General features: G+C 52.0%; 13 protein-coding genes and 1 tRNA gene. 12 read left to right on the top strand and 2 right to left on the bottom strand.

Going from position 1 to position 17,954, the window contains the following annotated elements:
* The first annotated feature begins 2 nt into the window (after positions 1–2).
* The 9 genes from FWG96_01710 (at position 3) to FWG96_01750 (ending at position 6,219) form a co-directional block, all read left to right on the top strand.
* A complete protein-coding gene (locus FWG96_01710) occupies positions 3–632 on the top strand; it encodes an L-threonylcarbamoyladenylate synthase (protein ID MCL2031977.1) in 630 nt (209 codons plus the stop codon).
* Entirely contained in the window at positions 626–1,516 is an 891-nt protein-coding gene (gene map, locus FWG96_01715; GenBank protein MCL2031978.1) for a type II methionyl aminopeptidase, read from the top strand. Before FWG96_01710 ends, map begins: the two co-directional genes overlap by 7 nt.
* A gap of 37 nt (positions 1,517–1,553) precedes the next feature.
* Positions 1,554–1,638: transfer RNA gene (locus FWG96_01720), tRNA-Leu, on the top strand.
* 190 nt (positions 1,639–1,828) lie between these two features.
* Positions 1,829–3,238, top strand: coding sequence for an ATP-binding protein (locus tag FWG96_01725; GenBank protein ID MCL2031979.1), 1,410 nt, complete (start codon positions 1,829–1,831; stop codon positions 3,236–3,238).
* Positions 3,239–3,285: 47 nt separating this feature from the next.
* Positions 3,286–3,612 (top strand): hypothetical protein, encoded by a 327-nt coding sequence (locus tag FWG96_01730; GenBank protein MCL2031980.1) that lies wholly within the window; start codon positions 3,286–3,288, stop codon positions 3,610–3,612.
* 237 nt (positions 3,613–3,849) lie between these two features.
* Entirely contained in the window at positions 3,850–4,329 is a 480-nt protein-coding gene (locus tag FWG96_01735) for a 30S ribosomal protein S13 (protein MCL2031981.1), read from the top strand.
* Positions 4,330–4,339: 10 nt separating this feature from the next.
* The gene (locus FWG96_01740) at positions 4,340–4,990 is read left to right on the top strand and encodes a 30S ribosomal protein S4 (GenBank protein ID MCL2031982.1); all 651 of its coding nucleotides are present in this window, start codon (positions 4,340–4,342) and stop codon (positions 4,988–4,990) included.
* Positions 4,990–5,376 (top strand): 30S ribosomal protein S11, encoded by a 387-nt coding sequence (locus FWG96_01745; protein MCL2031983.1) that lies wholly within the window; start codon positions 4,990–4,992, stop codon positions 5,374–5,376. The genes FWG96_01740 and FWG96_01745 overlap by 1 nt, the downstream gene beginning before the upstream one ends.
* 12 nt (positions 5,377–5,388) lie before the next feature.
* A complete protein-coding gene (locus FWG96_01750) occupies positions 5,389–6,219 on the top strand; it encodes a DNA-directed RNA polymerase subunit D (protein MCL2031984.1) in 831 nt (276 codons plus the stop codon).
* 33 nt (positions 6,220–6,252) lie between these two features.
* Here the strand turns inward: FWG96_01750 and FWG96_01755 are convergent, their stop codons facing one another.
* Both FWG96_01755 and FWG96_01760 read right to left on the bottom strand, forming a co-directional pair.
* The gene (locus tag FWG96_01755; GenBank protein MCL2031985.1) at positions 6,253–9,624 is read right to left on the bottom strand and encodes a DNA polymerase II large subunit; all 3,372 of its coding nucleotides are present in this window, start codon (positions 9,622–9,624) and stop codon (positions 6,253–6,255) included.
* Positions 9,625–9,626: 2 nt separating this feature from the next.
* A complete protein-coding gene (locus FWG96_01760; protein MCL2031986.1) occupies positions 9,627–10,625 on the bottom strand; it encodes a 50S ribosome-binding GTPase in 999 nt (332 codons plus the stop codon).
* Positions 10,626–11,153: 528 nt separating this feature from the next.
* Here FWG96_01760 and FWG96_01765 point away from each other — a divergent pair.
* Genes FWG96_01765 through cobN form a run of 3 tightly spaced genes read left to right on the top strand, consistent with a single transcriptional unit; the run spans position 11,154 to position 17,832 of the window.
* Positions 11,154–12,191, top strand: coding sequence for an AAA family ATPase (locus FWG96_01765; protein ID MCL2031987.1), 1,038 nt, complete (start codon positions 11,154–11,156; stop codon positions 12,189–12,191).
* The gene (locus tag FWG96_01770) at positions 12,161–14,035 is read left to right on the top strand and encodes a VWA domain-containing protein (protein MCL2031988.1); all 1,875 of its coding nucleotides are present in this window, start codon (positions 12,161–12,163) and stop codon (positions 14,033–14,035) included. The genes FWG96_01765 and FWG96_01770 overlap by 31 nt, the downstream gene beginning before the upstream one ends.
* Before the next feature lie 5 nt (positions 14,036–14,040).
* Entirely contained in the window at positions 14,041–17,832 is a 3,792-nt protein-coding gene (cobN, locus tag FWG96_01775; protein MCL2031989.1) for a cobaltochelatase subunit CobN, read from the top strand.
* Positions 17,833–17,954: the final 122 nt, after the last annotated feature.

Below are 17,954 nucleotides of genomic sequence, written 5' to 3' on the forward strand. Positions count from 1 at the left end.
TAATGAAGTGCGGTCATGAGGATGTGTCAGATCACAATTTCGGGAGCATGATGGACGAGGTCGCGAAAGAGGTCGCCGCCGGAAATCTCATCGTGTACCCCACCGAAACAGTATACGGGATAGGCGCAGATATATTCAACGAGGTCGCGGTTAAGAATCTCTTTCTCGCAAAGAAAAGGCCGTTCGACATGGCCCTGTCGGTAAGCGTAAGCGACAGGAGGATGATGGAAAGAATAGCAGTTCTGGACGACAACGCCGAGAAGCTTGTCAAAGCGTTCCTTCCGGGACCCCTCACGATAATAATAGAAAAGAACCCCAACGTGCCGGACCTAGTGACGGCAATGTCGAAGAAGGTCGGAATAAGGATGCCCGATCACCCCGTTTCGGCGGAGATCATAAAGAGGACCGGGCCAATAGTCGCGACCTCTGCTAACTTGCATTCGCATCCGGACGCCACCGATATAGACTCCGCCGTCAGGGACCTGGGTCAGTCGGTAAGCATATATGTGGATTCCGGGCCGAGCAAGCTGAAGAAGCCCTCCACGATCATATGGATAATGAACGGAGAGGTGGAAATAATAAGGCAGGGCGCGATAACGATCAAAGACATAGAGGACGTACTTCAATGCTGACGGATGAAGAACTTTCCAAGCTCAGAAAAGCGGGGGAAACAGCCGCGGCTGCAAGGTCCATAGGCATGGACATGGTAAAGGAGGGCGTGAAGCTGTACGATGTAGCGCAGGAGGTTGAAGGTTACATCAGAAAAAAAGGGTGCGGCCTAGCATTCCCCTGCAACATAAGCATCAATGAGGTCGCCGCCCACTATACTCCCAGCGTCAACGACAAGAAGGTGTTCGAGACCGGGGACGTGGTCAAAGTGGACTGCGGCGCCCATTTGGACGGATATGTCGGGGATACTGCCGGAACAGTGGAGGTCGGCACGAAAAGATACCGCGGCCTGATAGAAGCGTCGAAACGCGCGAGGGACACCGTGGCGGAGATCGTCGGCGCCGGGACGCCCATATGTGAGATAGGAAGGGTGGTTGAGATGTGCATGAACCAGGACGGTTTCAAACCCATCAAGAACCTGTGCGGACATCAGATAAAACCGTACAATCTGCACGCTGGTCTTTCGATACCCAGTTTCAACAACGGCGACACCGGCAGGCTGACGCCGGGTATGCTGATCGCGATCGAGCCGTTTGCCACCAACGGCGAGGGAGCGGTACTGAACGGCCCGCCGGGCAACATAGTGAGGGTACAAAGGGAAAGAAAACTGGCGGATCCGAAAGCCCAGGAGTTCTTTGAATACATCAAGGGGGAATTCAGGACGTTCCCCTTCTGTGCCAGGAGCTGCGATTTCCCAGACGCGGAGAAGTACGTGAAGGACCTCACAAGACATGGGGTGCTCTCCAGCTATGCTCAGCTGATAGAGGCGAAGAAAGGGATGGTCTCTCAACATGAGCACACCTTCTACATCACAAATGAAAGAACGGAAGTTATAACCCTCCCGTAAAGGTTTATCTATCATTCGGCATTACACAGTAAAACAAGCCGATGTTGCCAAGCCTGGTCAAAGGCGATGGACTCAAGATCCATTCTCGTAGGAGTTCACCGGTTCGAATCCGGTCGTCGGCACCTTCATCATTTTTGTGGGAAGAACGCTGCAAAGTGTGAAAGAGGATCGTCAGGGCCGCTGTCGAAAAAACGTTCGACGGCAAACGGTCGGTAAAAGGAAAGCAGAATATGGACATAGCTACCGAATTCCAGTTATATACAAATAGTGGTTCGTAATACAGTATATCATAAACCACTTAATGGAGACAGTATGTTCATAGGCAGAGAGAAGGAAATGGAAATACTGAACCGGCGGTATGCGAGCGGAAAGTTCGAGTTCCTGACGATCTACGGGAGAAGGCGTGTAGGGAAGACCGCTTTGATCAGAGAATTCTGTAAAGATAAGAAAACGATCTTCTTCCCGGCCATCGAGACCGATGCAAGGAACAACCTGGATCTGTTATCTATGGCGATCTATGCCTGCACGGATCCGAACAGTACCGCCCGCCCGCCCTTTGAAAGGTTTTATCAGGCTTTCGACTACATAGCCGAGTTCGCGGAAAAAGAGAAGATAGTATTCGTAATTGATGAATTTCCTTATTTGGCCGAGTCGGAACGTTCTCTCATGTCAGTGCTTCAGCAAATGATCGACCATAAGTTCCAGAACATGGATATGATGCTGATCCTCTGCGGATCGTCCATGAGCTTTATGGAACATCAGGTCCACGGTTACAAAAGCCCGCTGTACGGAAGACGCACCGGACAGATCAAACTGCTTCCTTTCCGTTATAGTGATATGACAAAATGGTTCCCCTCGTATACGCCCGAAGATCTGACGCTGGTCTATGCGGCGGTCGGCGGCATACCGACATATCTCAGGGAGTTCTCTGAGGGAAAAACAGTTCGCCAGAACATATTGGATGCTTTAATGGGCAGCGATGCTTTGCTTATCGAAGAGCCGTCAAACCTGCTGAAACAGGAAATGCGCGAGCCTAAGATATATAATGCGATTATCACCGCCGTCGCCGTAGGCAGGACGAAACTGTCCGAAATATCTGCCGCAGTGGGTATGGATACAGGCTCCGTAACTAAATACATAGACAATCTGATCTCGATAGGCATCATAAAAAAAGAGGTACCGCTGTTATCCGAGAACAAAAAGAAAACGGTCTATCTGGTCGCAGATAACTTCTTCCGTTTTTGGTACAGGTTCGTCCCCCCGAACATGGGGCCGATACTGTCAGGCAGAATGCCGGAGGCGTTCGATGTTGCTGTGGCGCCCCGCCTTCCGGAATTCATGGGGCTTGTCTTTGAGGACATATGCAAAGAATTCCTGATGTACAACGACCATTGTAATCCCTTTATAATTACCCGGATAGGGCAATGGTGGGGCGGGGATCCGGTTACAAAGGAACAGCGGCAGATAGACCTAGTCGCCCTGCCGCATGATGATAGGGAAGTGATAGTGGGATCCTGCAAATACCGCAATGAGCCGGCATCGCTGAGCGCCCTCGACAGACTTAAGGAGGACGCGGAAGCGATGGGAGGAAGATTCAAAAGAACCTATTATTACATATTCTCCAAAAGCGGGTTCTCTTCTTCCCTTATCGACATGGCCAGGTCCGATGGCCAGATCCGTCTGATCTCACTTGACGAGCTCTACGGAAGACACCTCAGCTGAAAAAGGACCGCGGGAAATAAATTAATTACTCCAGAAGATATATAGGAATGAAAATGCCGCTGTTATCGCTCTTCTGGACACACGAGTATTACAAAGACAGAAAAAACGTCAAAAGGTCAAGGGAAGAAGCAAGATCAGGACCGCCGGAGACAAACAAGGCGATCGTGCAAGATCTCTACACGAACCCGTCCTTCAAGAGGATGATAGAGAGAGAAAACTTCTCAAAAGAAGGAAGAGAAAGAGAAATAATGAGAGAACTTGAACTGAGAGGATTCAATTTCAATATATCGGACATCGAACTGGTCTTTAAAAGAAGGAAATGGACAGCATACAGGATCACTGATTATATTGAGACAGAGTCAACAGACCTCTGATCTGACGCAGATGTCCAATTAACCTTTTCGGAAGAATTCATGCGGTCACCAGCATTGGTATTCACTATTTTTATCGATTTGTTAAACAGGGTTGCCTGTAATAACCTTTAATAAGGAGGATACAATCCCAGCCGTAACGTAAACTCAGGACCCGTCACCGACGAACACTGAGAGCGCGTCCGGAAGGACAAGGCGCTTGAGTACATCCCCTCGGGGAACATTTACGGAGGAATCAACATGGCGAAACCAAAAAAGGACGCGCCGGCAGCTGAAGACGAGAACTTCAACTTCATAGTCCGTATCGCAAACAGCGATATCGACGGTCATAAGAGGACGGTCATCGGGCTTCAGAGCATCAAAGGCGTAGGAAAAAGAGTATCACAGATCATAGTCAGGAAAGCTGACGTCAGCCCCACAGTGAAAATAGGAACGCTCACCGACGAGAAGGTCAAAGAGATCGAGGCGCTTGTAACATCATATGTTGAGTATGCACCGCACTGGGCAGTCAACAGGCAGATGGATTATGAGACGGGAGCGGACATGCATCTCATAGGCAATGAGCTGGACATGATCCAGAAGGATGATGTCAACAGAATGAAGATGATCCGCTGTTACCGCGGAATAAGGCACGAGACCAAGCACAAGGTCAGGGGCCAGAGGACCCGTTCCAACGGAAGGAAGGGGCTCACACTCGGCGTCCAGAGGAAATCATCCTGAGGTGGTATGAATGGGAGATCCAAAATTCTCACGCAGGTCGTATGACACACCGTCCCACCCTTGGCAGGGCGAGAGGATAAAGAGAGAAGTGGAGATCGTACGCGAGTACGGCCTCAAGAACAAGACCGAAGTGTGGAAGGCGCAGACCATCCTGAGGAACCTCAGGAAACAGTCCAGAGAACTGCAGGCCCGCCTCAGGGGAGGCGACGCGCAGGCCAAGGTCGAGGCCGACGCACTTATCAAGAAGTGTTCGCGCATGGGTCTGCTTCCGGTCACGGGCTCGGACCTGAACGATGTGCTGACGCTTTCGGAGAACGACATCCTTTCAAGAAGGCTTCAGACCGTCGTATACGACAAAGGCCTGGCGAATACAATAAAACAGGCAAGACAGATGATAACCCACGGCCACATACATGTAAACGGCCACAGGGTCACCGTTCCGGGGTATATTGTCATCAGGGAAGAGGAGGCATCCGTCGTTTACAACAACGTGTCTCCTTTCACGGATGATATGCACCCGATGAGGATATCGGCGGAGCAGGCAGCGGCCAACGAGGCGTACAAAGCCGAAGCGAAAGCGAAGGCCGAGAAGGAAGCCGCGGCAAAAGCTAAGGCAGACGCGGCAGAAGCGGGAATAACACTTGAGGACGGTGAGGTCTGATGGCGGCGAAATGGGGAATAGCGAACATATACGCAAGCTACAACAACATAATGATCACCCTTACCGACATAACCGGCGCGGAGACCATAGGTAAGGTCACCGGAGGAATGGTCGTCAAACAGGCGAAGGATGAATCCTCTCCCTATGCGGCACAAAAGGCCGCTGAGAAGATCGCCGAGGTCGCCAAAGAAAGGGACATAGTCGGGATACACGTGAAGGTGCGCGCACCCGGCGGAAACAAATCGACATCGCCGGGGCCGGGCGCCCAGGCGGCGATCCGCGCCCTCGCAAGGGCCGGTCTGAAGATAGGACGCATCGAGGACGTCACACCCATCCCCCACGATGGCACCAAGAAGAAAGGCGGTCGCAGAGGACGCAGGGTCTGAGGAGGCATTCCTATGGAAATAGAGATACGCGAAATGGAGGCGACGAGGGGCAGCTTCATACTGAAAAACTCTTCTCCCACCATTGCGAACGCGATCAGAAGGACCATGCTTACCGAGATCCCGAAAATGGCCATCGACAAAGTGGAGTTCCATCTCGGACCCATAATGGTGGATGATAAGGAGTATGAGAGCGTGACCCCTCTCTTCGACGAGATCGTGGCCCACAGGCTCGGGATGGTTCCCGTGCCAACGGACCATCAGCTGTTCACCTTTCAGGAGAACTGCGTCTGCGGAGGAGAGGGATGTCCCAGCTGCACGATAATGTACAGCCTTAACAAAATAGGGCCGTGCACGGTCCTGTCCGGAGACATGATGCCCCTCGGGAACCCCGATCTTGCGGTCAAGGACCAGTTCATACCGATCGTGGAGCTCACCGACGGACAGGCTGTCCTCATCTACGCCACGGCGGTGATGGGTAAGGCCAAAAAACATGCGAAATGGCAGGCCGCTTTCGGCGTAGGATACAAGTACTTCCCCATAGTGAACATCGATGAGAGTAAGGCCGGAGATCCCGCCGTGCTCAGCTGCGCCGAGATATGTCCCAAAGGCGTGTTCGAGATCAAAGGCGGCAAGCTCAAGGTCAAAGATGCGCTGTGCTGCGGCATGTGCAGGGAATGCGAGGACGTATCCAGAGGAGCGGTGTCTGTCGATGTGGATGACACCAACTTCTTCTTCAGGTATGAGACCGACGGCTCCCTGACGGCAAAACAGATCCTGGACAAGGCGCTGGAGATACTTTCCAAACAACCGGAAGAAGCACTAGCCAAACTCGGAGAGATCTGAATTTTCATAAGGGCGAAAGCCCGTTTTCACTTTTTAATAGAAATCAGAAAGCCTGCACTTCTTTACCTTATCGTTGTTGAAGACCGAGTTCATGCTCATCTCAAGTATCATTATCCTTTCCTTGATGTATTCGTCAAGGTTATAAGTGACGCTGATCTCCTTCGACACTTCCAGATATTTCTTCACGCTTGCTTCGTGTACGGTGAGCGTAAGGGAGTTGGTGCATTTGCACAGGCCGGATAAAGGTATTCTTCTGTATTTCTCCCCGCATTTTGTGCATCTCACCGTCTGCGTGCTGAAGCTTCTCAGATTACCCGCCATATCAGGCAGGAAGTGCTTGTCTATGACCTTTGCCGCAACGTCCCTTTCGTCCACCGCGCGTATCTTCTTTCCCAGGTACAGCTGGGCGTCCATCTTCTCGGCCATGGTCTCCAGGGTCGTGTAGGAGGAGCTCTTCGGACCTTCGGATATATCGTCGGTGTCGTGAGTAAAGCCCAATCCCTCGTATTGCAAGGGGGTGCCGATGCGCCCCGATATCAGGTCCATGATCTTCTCCAGTTCCTTGGGGTCGCGCATCTCCATCGCCGCTTTGTAGAATTCCAGCGGGTAGCGTCTGAGGCAGTCGATATTATGGGCCTCTTTGTCTATCTCGTTGGGGTCAAGTCTTGTGGTAAGAACGAGCGGAGCATCCATGAGTCCCCCTCTCCTCTCGGGAAGATAAAGCCTTGAGAAGTTCAGGAGACCGTCCAGCGCCAATATTACGCAGTCCTCGTCCCCGTCGCAGTTCCTTCTCTTTGCGGCATGGAAGAAGGGGTGGCCGTAGCATCCCCTTATGTCGGAATATCCGATTATCCGGCACAATATGCAGCCGGACGTGTGCGGCGCCAGTCCGAACGTCAGGTGCCCGATGAGACCCGCCCTGTCTTTGACGCAATAGTATCTCTCAAGGCCGTACAGTTTTTCCAGTTCGTCATCGAGGAACTTGGCGATCTTTACCAGAAAGTCCCCGCAGAGCTTTGACGGGATTATGTCCTGGACCTTGAGATCGCAGATCTGATCCTCACTGGTGAGCAGTTCCCCGTTCCAGTCATGCGTGTATCCCAGCTCTTTCGCTTTCTCAACGCTTATGCCTATCTCTCTCGGCCTGAAGTGGGTCAGGGGCATGTCGGTCATATCGAACCTGATAGTGCCGTCTTTGAAAACGGACACATCGTTCTTTGACCTGAGTATCCCTTTCTCTATCACCTCGGGAGTTTTGGTCCTGGATATCAGCCCCTCAACGCATTTGAGCTCATCAGGGGCTCTCTCGCCCAGATTGCGGAGGGCATCCTGATATTCCTCGGAAAGGTTGATGTCCATCATCGACTGCCCGCCGCCGTAGGTCCTTTTCGCGGTCGACGCGGCGGTATGTGCCAAGCATTTCCTGCACCATGTGCGGTGCGTGATACACCCGCACTGTGGACACATCCTTTTTCCCACCTCTATGCTCAGCGTCGGCCCCGCGCTCGGACCCAGGCCGACGGCCTTGGTCCTGGACGCTTTGATCGCAGAGTCAATGTCCCTGCCGTACTGTCCGTCCCTTCCGACCGGGAACAGGGAATGCACCTTCGGCGACATCTCCCTCTCCCTCGCTTTCTCTGGACGTGCCATCCTCGTCCCGACGCGGGTCGTTGCCTTCGCGCGGATCTCTAATCCCGCCGCCCCGCTTACCGCAGAAAGAGGATCTTTGCCTTCCAACTCTCTTAAGGACACGATCTTACCGTCTTTCACTCCGAGGCCGAGCCCGTCGATCAGAGGCATAGAGTAAAGGCGGTCCACGACCACCTCCTCTCCTGAAATGCGGTGTGTCGCGCAGAGTTCCTCCAGGATCCGCTTCGTCCCCGGCTCTTTGGGGAGTATGAGGCCGCCGTCGAATCTGCCGCCCGATAATACCTTTGTCCTGAGGTCCTTAAGCTTCTCCACGGAGACATCATACCAGAACATGTTGTATTTCGGATGCAGGGGGACCCCCAGCTGTACGCACATCTCCTTTGCCCGCTCATAGGAAGGATCCTCCCAGTCGTCCGGGAGCGCGCCCTTGGAGACGATCTCCTCCCGGTGCCATTCCAACGGATATCCGCAAGGAACGAGAGTATGGTTGTTCTCGGAGAATTCTCCGTACGGGACAAGTATCTCTCCGTTGTCCACGATCTCCGCGATCTCGTCGCGGACGGCAAGGACCTCCTCTTTCGTATTGCAATGGAGAAGGTCGCCGTTCTTAAGCAGCACAAAAGGCCCGTCCAGTTTGTCGCACGGCGTGGCCACGCAGGCCTTGCCGGGCCTTTCTATCTTGATCTGGGTGCCGAGCGCCACGAACTCATCCATCACATACATGCTTGCGGGATTGAATGCCAGCGCAGCAAGGCCGGTGGTCCTGGCCCTTCCGTACCTTAATCTGAATCCGCCGACCGCGCAGGGGTGCCCGAAGATGGGCCTCCCGGCCACAAGGTCCTTCAGGTAGGTCTTTGACGGCTGCACCTCTTTCTTTGTGCCCTTGTCCTCGTCCGGGGTCTTATGAGCTTCGATATACTCTCCGATAAAATCCCAGCCTTGGATCTTCAGATTGTCCACGTGCTTTTTCAGCTTGGACGCTTTTTGACACATCCCTTCGGCGATGACAAGGCAGGCGCCGCCTCTTACGCGGTTCGTCTCGATCCTGGGCAGATCCCTGTATCCGGATATCTCTACTGTCTCCGTCCCTTCTCCGTCGATGCATATGGGACAGTTCCTCACAATAAGGTCGATCTCCTGCTGTGTCGGCAGGAACTGAAGGTGCTGGCATTGTTTGTAAAGAGGTATCTCTTCGTTGAATCTTGCTATCTCTTCCCTGGTCGGGACGTACTTCCCGATGTTCAGCGCCTGGCGCACCATATCCGCGATGAGGACGCTCATCGCCTGCGCCGTACCGCCGGCCGCCCGGATAGGTCCTGCGAACATCAGGTCGATGTATGAAGAGCCGTCCGTATTGGTCCTGATCTTGGTGTCCGCGATCCCCTCAAGGGGCGCCACAAGTATTCCCTCCGTCAGAACGGCGAGGCCCACCCTCACCGCCCGGTCCACGGCCATTTCGAGGCTCTCTGCCGGCTTGCCCGCGATCTCCCCCGCGATCATCAGCGCGACGATCTCCCTGTTCCCGTGTTTCTCGGTAAGCCTGCGTATGTCGTCGGCAACCCCGTCCACGTTGTAATCTTTCAGAAGCTTCTCCACGCGGGAGGCGAGGTCCTCCGCCTGAGGTATCTCAACGAATGTCTCCGGATCCAGACCCCGCTTTCTCGCGGCCTCGGCTATCCTGTAGCATTCGTCGTTCTTTTTTGAAAGAGCTTTGAAATACTCCTTCATTTCGTCGCTTGCGGCAACCTCCGCCATTCTCAGACCTCCTCTGCTCCGGCGGCCTTCTCTCTGAACAGCGCCCTCATCGGGACCAGTATCTTCTCTCTAAGAGCATCCACCCCCTCGCCGGTCTCCGCAGAGAACCCTATGTTCTCCCCGTGCCTGTTGAGCATGTCGCTTTTACTCTCGGCCACTATTATGGGGACGCCGGGGAAGTTCTTTCTGACCGCATTCAGAAGGGCGGTCTGCCTTTCCATGTCATAGCCGCAGGCCTCAGATGGATCAAGTATGAACACCATGATGTCCGTCAGGTATCTTAGTGCGAGGACCGCCTGCTTCTCAATATCGTTCCTGTCCTCGAACTCCCTGTCGAGCAGACCGGGGGTATCGATCATCTGGAACATCCTCCAGTCATCTTTGATGTGCCCTATGACTATGCCCTTGGTGGTAAAAGGATAGGGAGCTATCTCGGGCGCAGCGGTGCTCAGCTTTGCCACCAGGCTGCTCTTGCCCACGTTAGGGAAACCGGCCGTCACTATGGTCGGCACGTTCGGGTCGATGGCCGGAAGTTTCCTGAATTTGTTCTTTGATTCCTGCAGGAAGAGGAGGTCATCGTTTATTCTTTTTATAAGGGACGACATCCTCCCGTAGAAGCTGTTCTTGATGCCCTCTATGATCCTGGGATCCTTCGTACCCTTTATCTCTCTCAGGGAATCGTTCTTGAGCTTCTCTATCCTGCTGGAGGCCCAGTTCAAGGCGCCCAGCGCCTTTTTGTATCTGTCGATGCCGATGACCAGGTCGATCAGTTCCGGAAAGAAATCCTCTTCCTTATCGATCCTGGGAAATTTGCTGATGTATCCGTTCAGCGTTGATATGACGATATCTCCGGAGGCGGTCACCTTTGCCAAAGCAGTCTTCTTCTTGCCGTCAAGCGCATCCGACCCCTTCTTTGAGATCTTCGATGCCCTCTTGAACGACTTGTCCATAAGCTCGTCCGCGGAGAGGACGGTAGGTACTCTGAGACTCACTCCGGCCATGTAAAGGTTATATGCATCACTTATAATTAAACATGGACACAATCATTTTTCTGCGGCACATTTCCGCCCTAATAGGATGGTGACGGTCTCCTTTAAAGGGCATGTTCGTAACGGCCCCCGTCGAGCGTAAGAACACCTCTACCGTAGAAAGAATGAACATTTCCATAAGAACGAGCTCTGCAAGGTTCAAACGTAAAACTCTGGCATTCTCCAAGGATGTGGAGATGATGAAGAGTTCGGTCGTTCTGTTGAGGGTCTTTTTTTAGCTTTTGTAACGATCATATAAGTCTGAACAAGATCCGGAGCAAGAATTGGATATGTAAAAGGTAACTCTGGTGATGAAAATGGGCCTGACAGATCATGTGCGGACAGTGCGTGAACTTATGGGGCCCCTTTATAGAGATCACATCAACTAATCATCGGATATCACCCAAAAACGAATGCAGAAGAACCGCGTGATATCAAAGACTGTAATAAGAAGACAGTTGGATTTATATGCCAACTATGCATTGCGTACTCCGTGAGCCAATGAAGAAAAGAGCAGTGTACCCATTCACAGCCATAGTCGGCCAGGAAAATATGAAAGAAGCGTTGATACTGAACACCATCTATCCTTTGATAGGCGGCGTTCTGATACGCGGGGAAAAGGGAACGGCGAAATCGACAGCCGTAAGGGCCTTGGCCGATCTCCTCCCGGAGAGACATATAGTTACGGGATGTGCGTGCGGATGCGATTTCGACGACGCGAACAGCCTATGTCCCGACTGTCAGGAGAAAAAGGAAAGGGGGGATCTGACAGGATCAATGTCTCCAATGAGGGTCGTCGAGCTTCCGCTGAGTTCGACCGAGGACCGTGTGGCGGGTACATTGGACATAGAGCATGCAATAAAGACGGGGAAAAAGAAGTTCGAACCCGGAGTCCTTGCAAAAGCAAATGGAAACATACTTTATGTGGACGAAATCAATCTGCTTGACGACCATATCGTCGACCTGCTTCTCGACGCGGCCGCCATGGGAGTAAATTACATCGAAAGAGAGGGTATTTCATACTCGCACCCGTCCAAATTCATTTTGGTCGGGACTATGAACCCCGAGGAAGGAGATCTCAGGCCGCAGCTTTTGGATAGGTTCGGCCTTTTGGTGGATGTCGGGTCCGAACATGATGAGACCCGCAGGATGGAGATTATACAAAGACGCATGGAGTTCGAGAAGGATCCCGAAGGCTTCAGAGAGGATTATTTCAAAGAACAGCAGAAGCTGAGAGATATCATAACCGAAGCCCGCTCTCTTGTAATGGGAATAGAGCCCGGGGCTGATGTTATCCGGGCTGCGGTCAAGATACCTCTGCATCTTGGGGTCGATGGTCACCGTGCCGATCTAACCCTGATCAAAGCCGCTATTGCGTATGCTGCCATGAACAAACGGACCGCTGTCACACCGTCAGATGTTGTGCACGTATCCAAACTTGTGATGCCGCATCGTATGAGGAGAAATCCTTTCCAGGAATCCACTTTGAACACGGAGGAACTGGACTCATGGCTTCAGACAGCGTTCGGAACAAATTAAGGCCGGATTTCCCGTTCTCTGCCATAGTCGGCAATGACAATGTAAAGAAGGCTATCACGTGTTCCCTTACGTCCCCCGATATAACTTCGATGCTCATCTGCGGTCCAAAAGGATCCGGAAAATCTGTCATGGCAAGGTCCATGTCCTCGATTGCCGGGGACAGGAACATAATAACGCTTCCTCTTAATGCCACTGAGGACCAGATATTCGGCGGCATGGACATTGAGAGGACCATGAAAGATGGGAAGAAGGTCCTGTCTGACAGCATCCTGCTCCGCTCCGACAACAACATTCTGCTTGTGGAGAATATCAACCTCATACCGGAATATCTGCTTTATCAAATATTGAATGCAGCAGGCACCCGTTACAATACGGTTGAAAGAGAGGGCATATCCGAGACTCACAGCTGCGAGCTCTTGCTTGTAGCTACCATGGACCCCGAGGAGGGCGGGCTTTCGGAACATCTTTTGGACCGCTTTGATGTGTGCGTTTTCACCTCTAACATTGAAGAGGAAGCACTGAGAGAAGAGATCATAAAACGGAGACTTGCTTATGAGGCTGACCCAAAGGCATTCATAGAATCCTATTCCGAAATGGATGCTGAGATCTCAGCGAGCATCGATAAAGCCCACGACAGGGCAAGATTCACAAGGGTTCCCTCCGGATACTGCAATGCAATATCCGAGGTATGCAATGAGCTGAACGTAGCTGGGCACAGAGGAGATATTTCCGTAATGAACGCGGCCTGCGCGATAGCGGCATTGGACAACCGGGACATGACGAACCTCGACGATCTGAAGGATGCTGCGGCCATATGTCTGGAACACCGGAGGAATGACCGTGATCAAGACCAGCCTCCGCCGGAACCCCCCGAGCCTCCGGAGCCGGAAGAACAGGAAGAAGAGGATCAGGAAGAAGAGGATGAGCGAGAGGATCCCCCGGAGGATGACCAGGAGCCGCCACCGCCGCCACCTCCTCAGTCAGATGAAGACTTCCAAGAGGAGGTCTTCTCCATAGGGGACACATTCAGGGTCATCGACTTTATGCCTAATGCCGATAAGATCCAAGATACAGGGAAGTCGGGCCGCCACAGTCAATCCAAATCCACTGACAAATCAGGAAGGTGTATAGGATACAGGATACCAAAAGGCAGGGTCAACGACATCGCCTTATGTGCCAGCATAAGGGCGGCTGCGCCTTACCAGATACTCCGCGACCACGAGGATATGGCCATCGTGCTCAAAGTGGATGACCTCCGGGAGAAGATAAGAGAAAAGAAACAGGGGAACAGCGTTCTGTTCCTTGTCGACGGGAGCGGTTCTATCGGTGCGCAGAAGCGCATGGTGGCTGTGAAAGGCGCCATATTGTCAATGCTGAAGGATGCTTACCAAAAACGTGACGAGATCGGCATGGCGGTATTCAGAATAGATAAAGCGGAAGAAATGCTGCCTCTCACAAAAAGCACATTGAAAGCTTACAACATATTGGCCGAGATACCCACAGGGGGGAAGACACCCCTGATACACGGACTGCTGAAAGGTTACGATATCCTGAAGGACAGGATCGCGAAGAACACCAGCCCGGTCATGGTTATTTTGTCAGACGGCAGATGCAACGTATCGTATACTCCAGGCATGAGGGCCGTGGAGGAAATGCTCATGACCGCCGCATCGCTTTCTGAATCCAAAATAAGATTCATTGTCATAGATACGGAAGTAGGCAGACTGAGGTTCGGTCTTGCCTTGGAATTATGCAGAGCGCTGAACGGCACATACCTGTGCCTGGAAGATCTGAATGCAGAATATATTGAGAGTTCTGTCAGAATGGTTATGAGAGAAGTGTGATTTTTATGCCAGCAATATTCAAAAATAAACCCAGTGATCCTAAGAAGACGATCAATGTCGTCAACCTGAGCGTGGCGAACCAAGACAGTGTATTTTTGGGAAGAGTATGTTCTGAACTGAACGATATCCCCGTGCAGATCGAGATGTATTGCGCCGACTCCAATGACCTTGATGCGGACGAACACGCATTCATGGATTTCTTAACAGCGGTAAGGAAAGCGGATATCGTACTTGTGCGGCTGCATGGGGACGAATCCATGTTCAAAAAATATTCTCGTATGAAGGAAGTCACGGACAAAAAGGATATTGACCTGTTATATTGGGGCGGCCTTCCTGAGTCGAACATCGAGAATAGGCATTTGTTTAAGCATTCTGATGAAGAATACAAAAGAGCCGTTACTTTGTTCCTAATAGGTGGGGCGAACAACCACACATCTTTTGGACTCTGGCTATGTAAAGAGATAGGGGGCATCTCCGAGATCGTAGTTCCGGAACCTGTTTTCAACCGCACCGACGGCCTGTTCCTTCCCTGGCTTTCAAAGCAGCCGGACCTTGATGAATACCTTAGGGGCCTGGACCCCTCAAAACCGACCATCGGCGTCATGTTCCATCATTCCGGCGTTATCAAAGAACGTATCGGGGCGATCGAAGACCTGGTATTGGATCTTAAAAAGAGAGATGTGAATGTCATACCCATATTTTTTGAGTCCTCCTCCAGCCCGATAACCGGAAGTCTGGGGGTCAGGAAGACAATAGAGAAATATCTGTTCCTGGACGGAAAACCTATTGTGGAATCCGTCATAATGTGCGTGGGGTTCTCGCAGATCTCCTTCGGCGGTCAAAGCAGCGACATAGAAGCATACAATTTCTTCAGAGACCTGGACGTACCTGTCCTTCAGGGCATAACCGTGATGAGGCCCCCGGACAAATGGGATGAGGACATAATAGGTTTGACCTCAGTGGAGATCGGGGTCAACGTCATATGGCCGGAGTTCGACGGCCAGATAATAACCGTCCCTCTTAGTTTCACGATCAGAGAAGAGGACGGCAGCTATCAAACGGTCTCGGTCCCGAACAGGATAGAGAGAATATCCACTCTTGCGATCGCGTGGGCAAAACTTCGCCGCACTCCTCCCCGGGAGAGGAAGACGGTCATACTACTGAACATGTACCCTCCCACCAACGACCGTGTGGGCGGAGCAGCAGGCCTTGACACCTTCGAGAGCATAAAGAATTGCTTGATATCTATGAAAGAGAAGGGTTACGTCATAGACCATATCCCGGAGAACGGCAACGAGATAGTCAATGAAGTACTCGCCGGCGTTACAAGCGATCTCGAATGGGTGCCCGAAGATGAGATAGAGCAGCGCGCGGCCGATCTTCTCGGACTTGACCGATACATGAAATGGTTCAATTCCCTCTCCTCTAAAGCAAGGGAAGGTATCGTCAGAAGCTGGGGAGACCCGCCCGGAGAGATATCCGTTCACGATGGTCAGTTCATAATCCCCGGCGTCACGAACGGTAACGTGTTCATAGGCATACAGCCAAACAGGGGGCAGCACGAACAGGCTGAGACACTCTATCACGATCCGCGCGTCGTAATGCCCCACCAATACCTTGCATATTACAGGTGGATACGTGACATCTTCAAAGCGGACTGTGTTGTCCATATGGGGACGCACGGCACGTTAGAATGGCTTCCCGGAAAAGGCAACGGTCTTTCCAGGGACTGCTATCCAGATGTGATCCTGGACACCATGCCTAACGTCTACCCCTACATCATTGACGACCCCGGAGAGGGGATACAGTGTAAAAGGAGGACCAACTCCGTTCTCATAAGCTATATGTGTCCTTCTATGACGCGCGCAGGCAGTTATGACGAGCTGATGGACCTGGACGGTAGCCTCCAGCAGTATCTTTATTTCAAGGCCACTGAACAGACCGAGAAATACATACCCCTTGAGGAGAAGATATTCGAACTCGTACGCACCATGGACATGTTCAAAGAACTAGGCCTGGACAGAGACTGCTCCAGAGAGGATGTGGCAGAGAAGATGGACTTGATCTACGACTACGTATCAGACCTCAAAGATGCGATGATAAAGGACGGTCTGCACATATTAGGCGACGTTCCTGAAGGCGAGCGGATGATAGAGATGGTGTACAGTCTCTGCCGTTTGAGGAACGGGAACATACCGTCGTTACGCGTCTCCGTGGCCGAGTTAAAAGGCCTGAATTTGGACGAGCTTCTTGATAAACCCTCAGTTTTCAACACGGAAAAAGGATGCCTCAACGGGGCCTTGGTCGATGATGTGGACAAAGACTTCAACACGCTCCTTGACCGTATGTACGGGGTTGGTTTCGATATAGAAGGATGTTTCTCAATTGCGTCCGAAATGTTCGGAATACTTACGAAGGAGATGAAAGAATCGATCTCTTACGTTTGCGAACACATCTATCCGAGCATAAACAGGATGACCGACGAGACAGACAACTTCGTCATAGGTATATCTGGACAATATGTCCCTCCGGGACCTTCAGGTGCCCCAACGAGAGGCAACGCCCACCTTTTACCGACCGGTACCAATTTCTATTCGATCGACCCGGATGCCATACCTTCCGAGGCAAGCTGGCGCGTTGGAAAGCAGATGGCCGAAGATATGGTCAACCGTTATGTGGAGGACAACGGCAATTACCCGGAGAATGTGGGGATAGTCGTGTGGGCTACCGATACGATGAAGACATACGGCGATGACGTCGCATACATTCTGTACTTAATGGGAATAAAGCCGAAGTGGGGTGCCGTCGGAGGCAAGGTCCTCGGCCTTGAGGTCATACCGCTGGAAGAGCTGGGAAGGCCGAGGATTGACGTACTGTGCCGCATATCCGGCCTTTTCAGGGACTCTTTCCCAAACCTGTCTGACATGATAACGGACGCCACGAATATGGTTGCCGCTCTGGACGAGTCCGACGAAGAGAACTACTACAAGAAGCATCTTAACGAAGATATCAAAAAATACATCCGCGACGGGTTGTCCGACGAAGAAGCTTCGGACATGGCGAGAATAAGGATATTCGGCGATCCTCCCGGACAGCACGGCAACGGGGTCTCTGTTCTGATAGCATCCTCCAAGTGGGAAACTCTAGATCAAATCGCTGAGACGTATGCCACATGGGGCGCGTACGCTTACGGCGGAAAATGGAAGGGACAGAAGGTCACAGCCGCGTTCAAGAAACGTATCGGAGAACTTAACGTAACCGTGAAGAATCATAATGACAGGGAGTTCGACATGCTGGACATCGACGACGACTATGACTCGCTGGGAGGCATGAATGCAGCCGTAAGGACGTTCGGAGGCCATAAGCCGTACTCAGTAATGGGGGACAGCTCCGATGTGGATCGTCTGAAAACCCGTACTCTCGAAGAGGAGACCGCCTATGTTATGAGGAGCCGTGTCCTCAATCCTAAATGGTTTGAAGGGTTGAAGCCACATGGGTATAAGGGAGCTATGGAAGTATCCAAGCTTACTGAATACATACTCGGGTGGAGCTCAACGTCCGATAACATAGAAGATTGGATGTTCCAGGCCGTGACCGAAAAGTACATCTTCGATAAGGAGAACAGGCAATGGATCGAGGAGAACAACCCATACGCTATGAAGGAAATGATCGAAGACATGCTTGAGGCAATAGATCGCGATCTCTGGGATGCTCCCGAAGATGTAAAAGAAAAGCTGAGGGAACTCTATTTGGATGCGGAAGGAAAAATGGAAGAGTTGGGCTCGCTTAAAGGATGACCTCTGGCGCATAATTCGATCAAGTGAAATGTGGAGAGCATACCTCTCTGTGTTCCCGGCATTGCTGCACAGCGCAACCAGCCGGAATAAGCGATGGAAAAAAGGCCGGGTCGCTATGAGAA

The sequence above is a fragment of the Candidatus Methanoplasma cognatum genome, assembly GCA_009777615.1.
Taxonomy (GTDB): domain Archaea; phylum Thermoplasmatota; class Thermoplasmata; order Methanomassiliicoccales; family Methanomethylophilaceae; genus Methanoplasma; species Methanoplasma cognatum.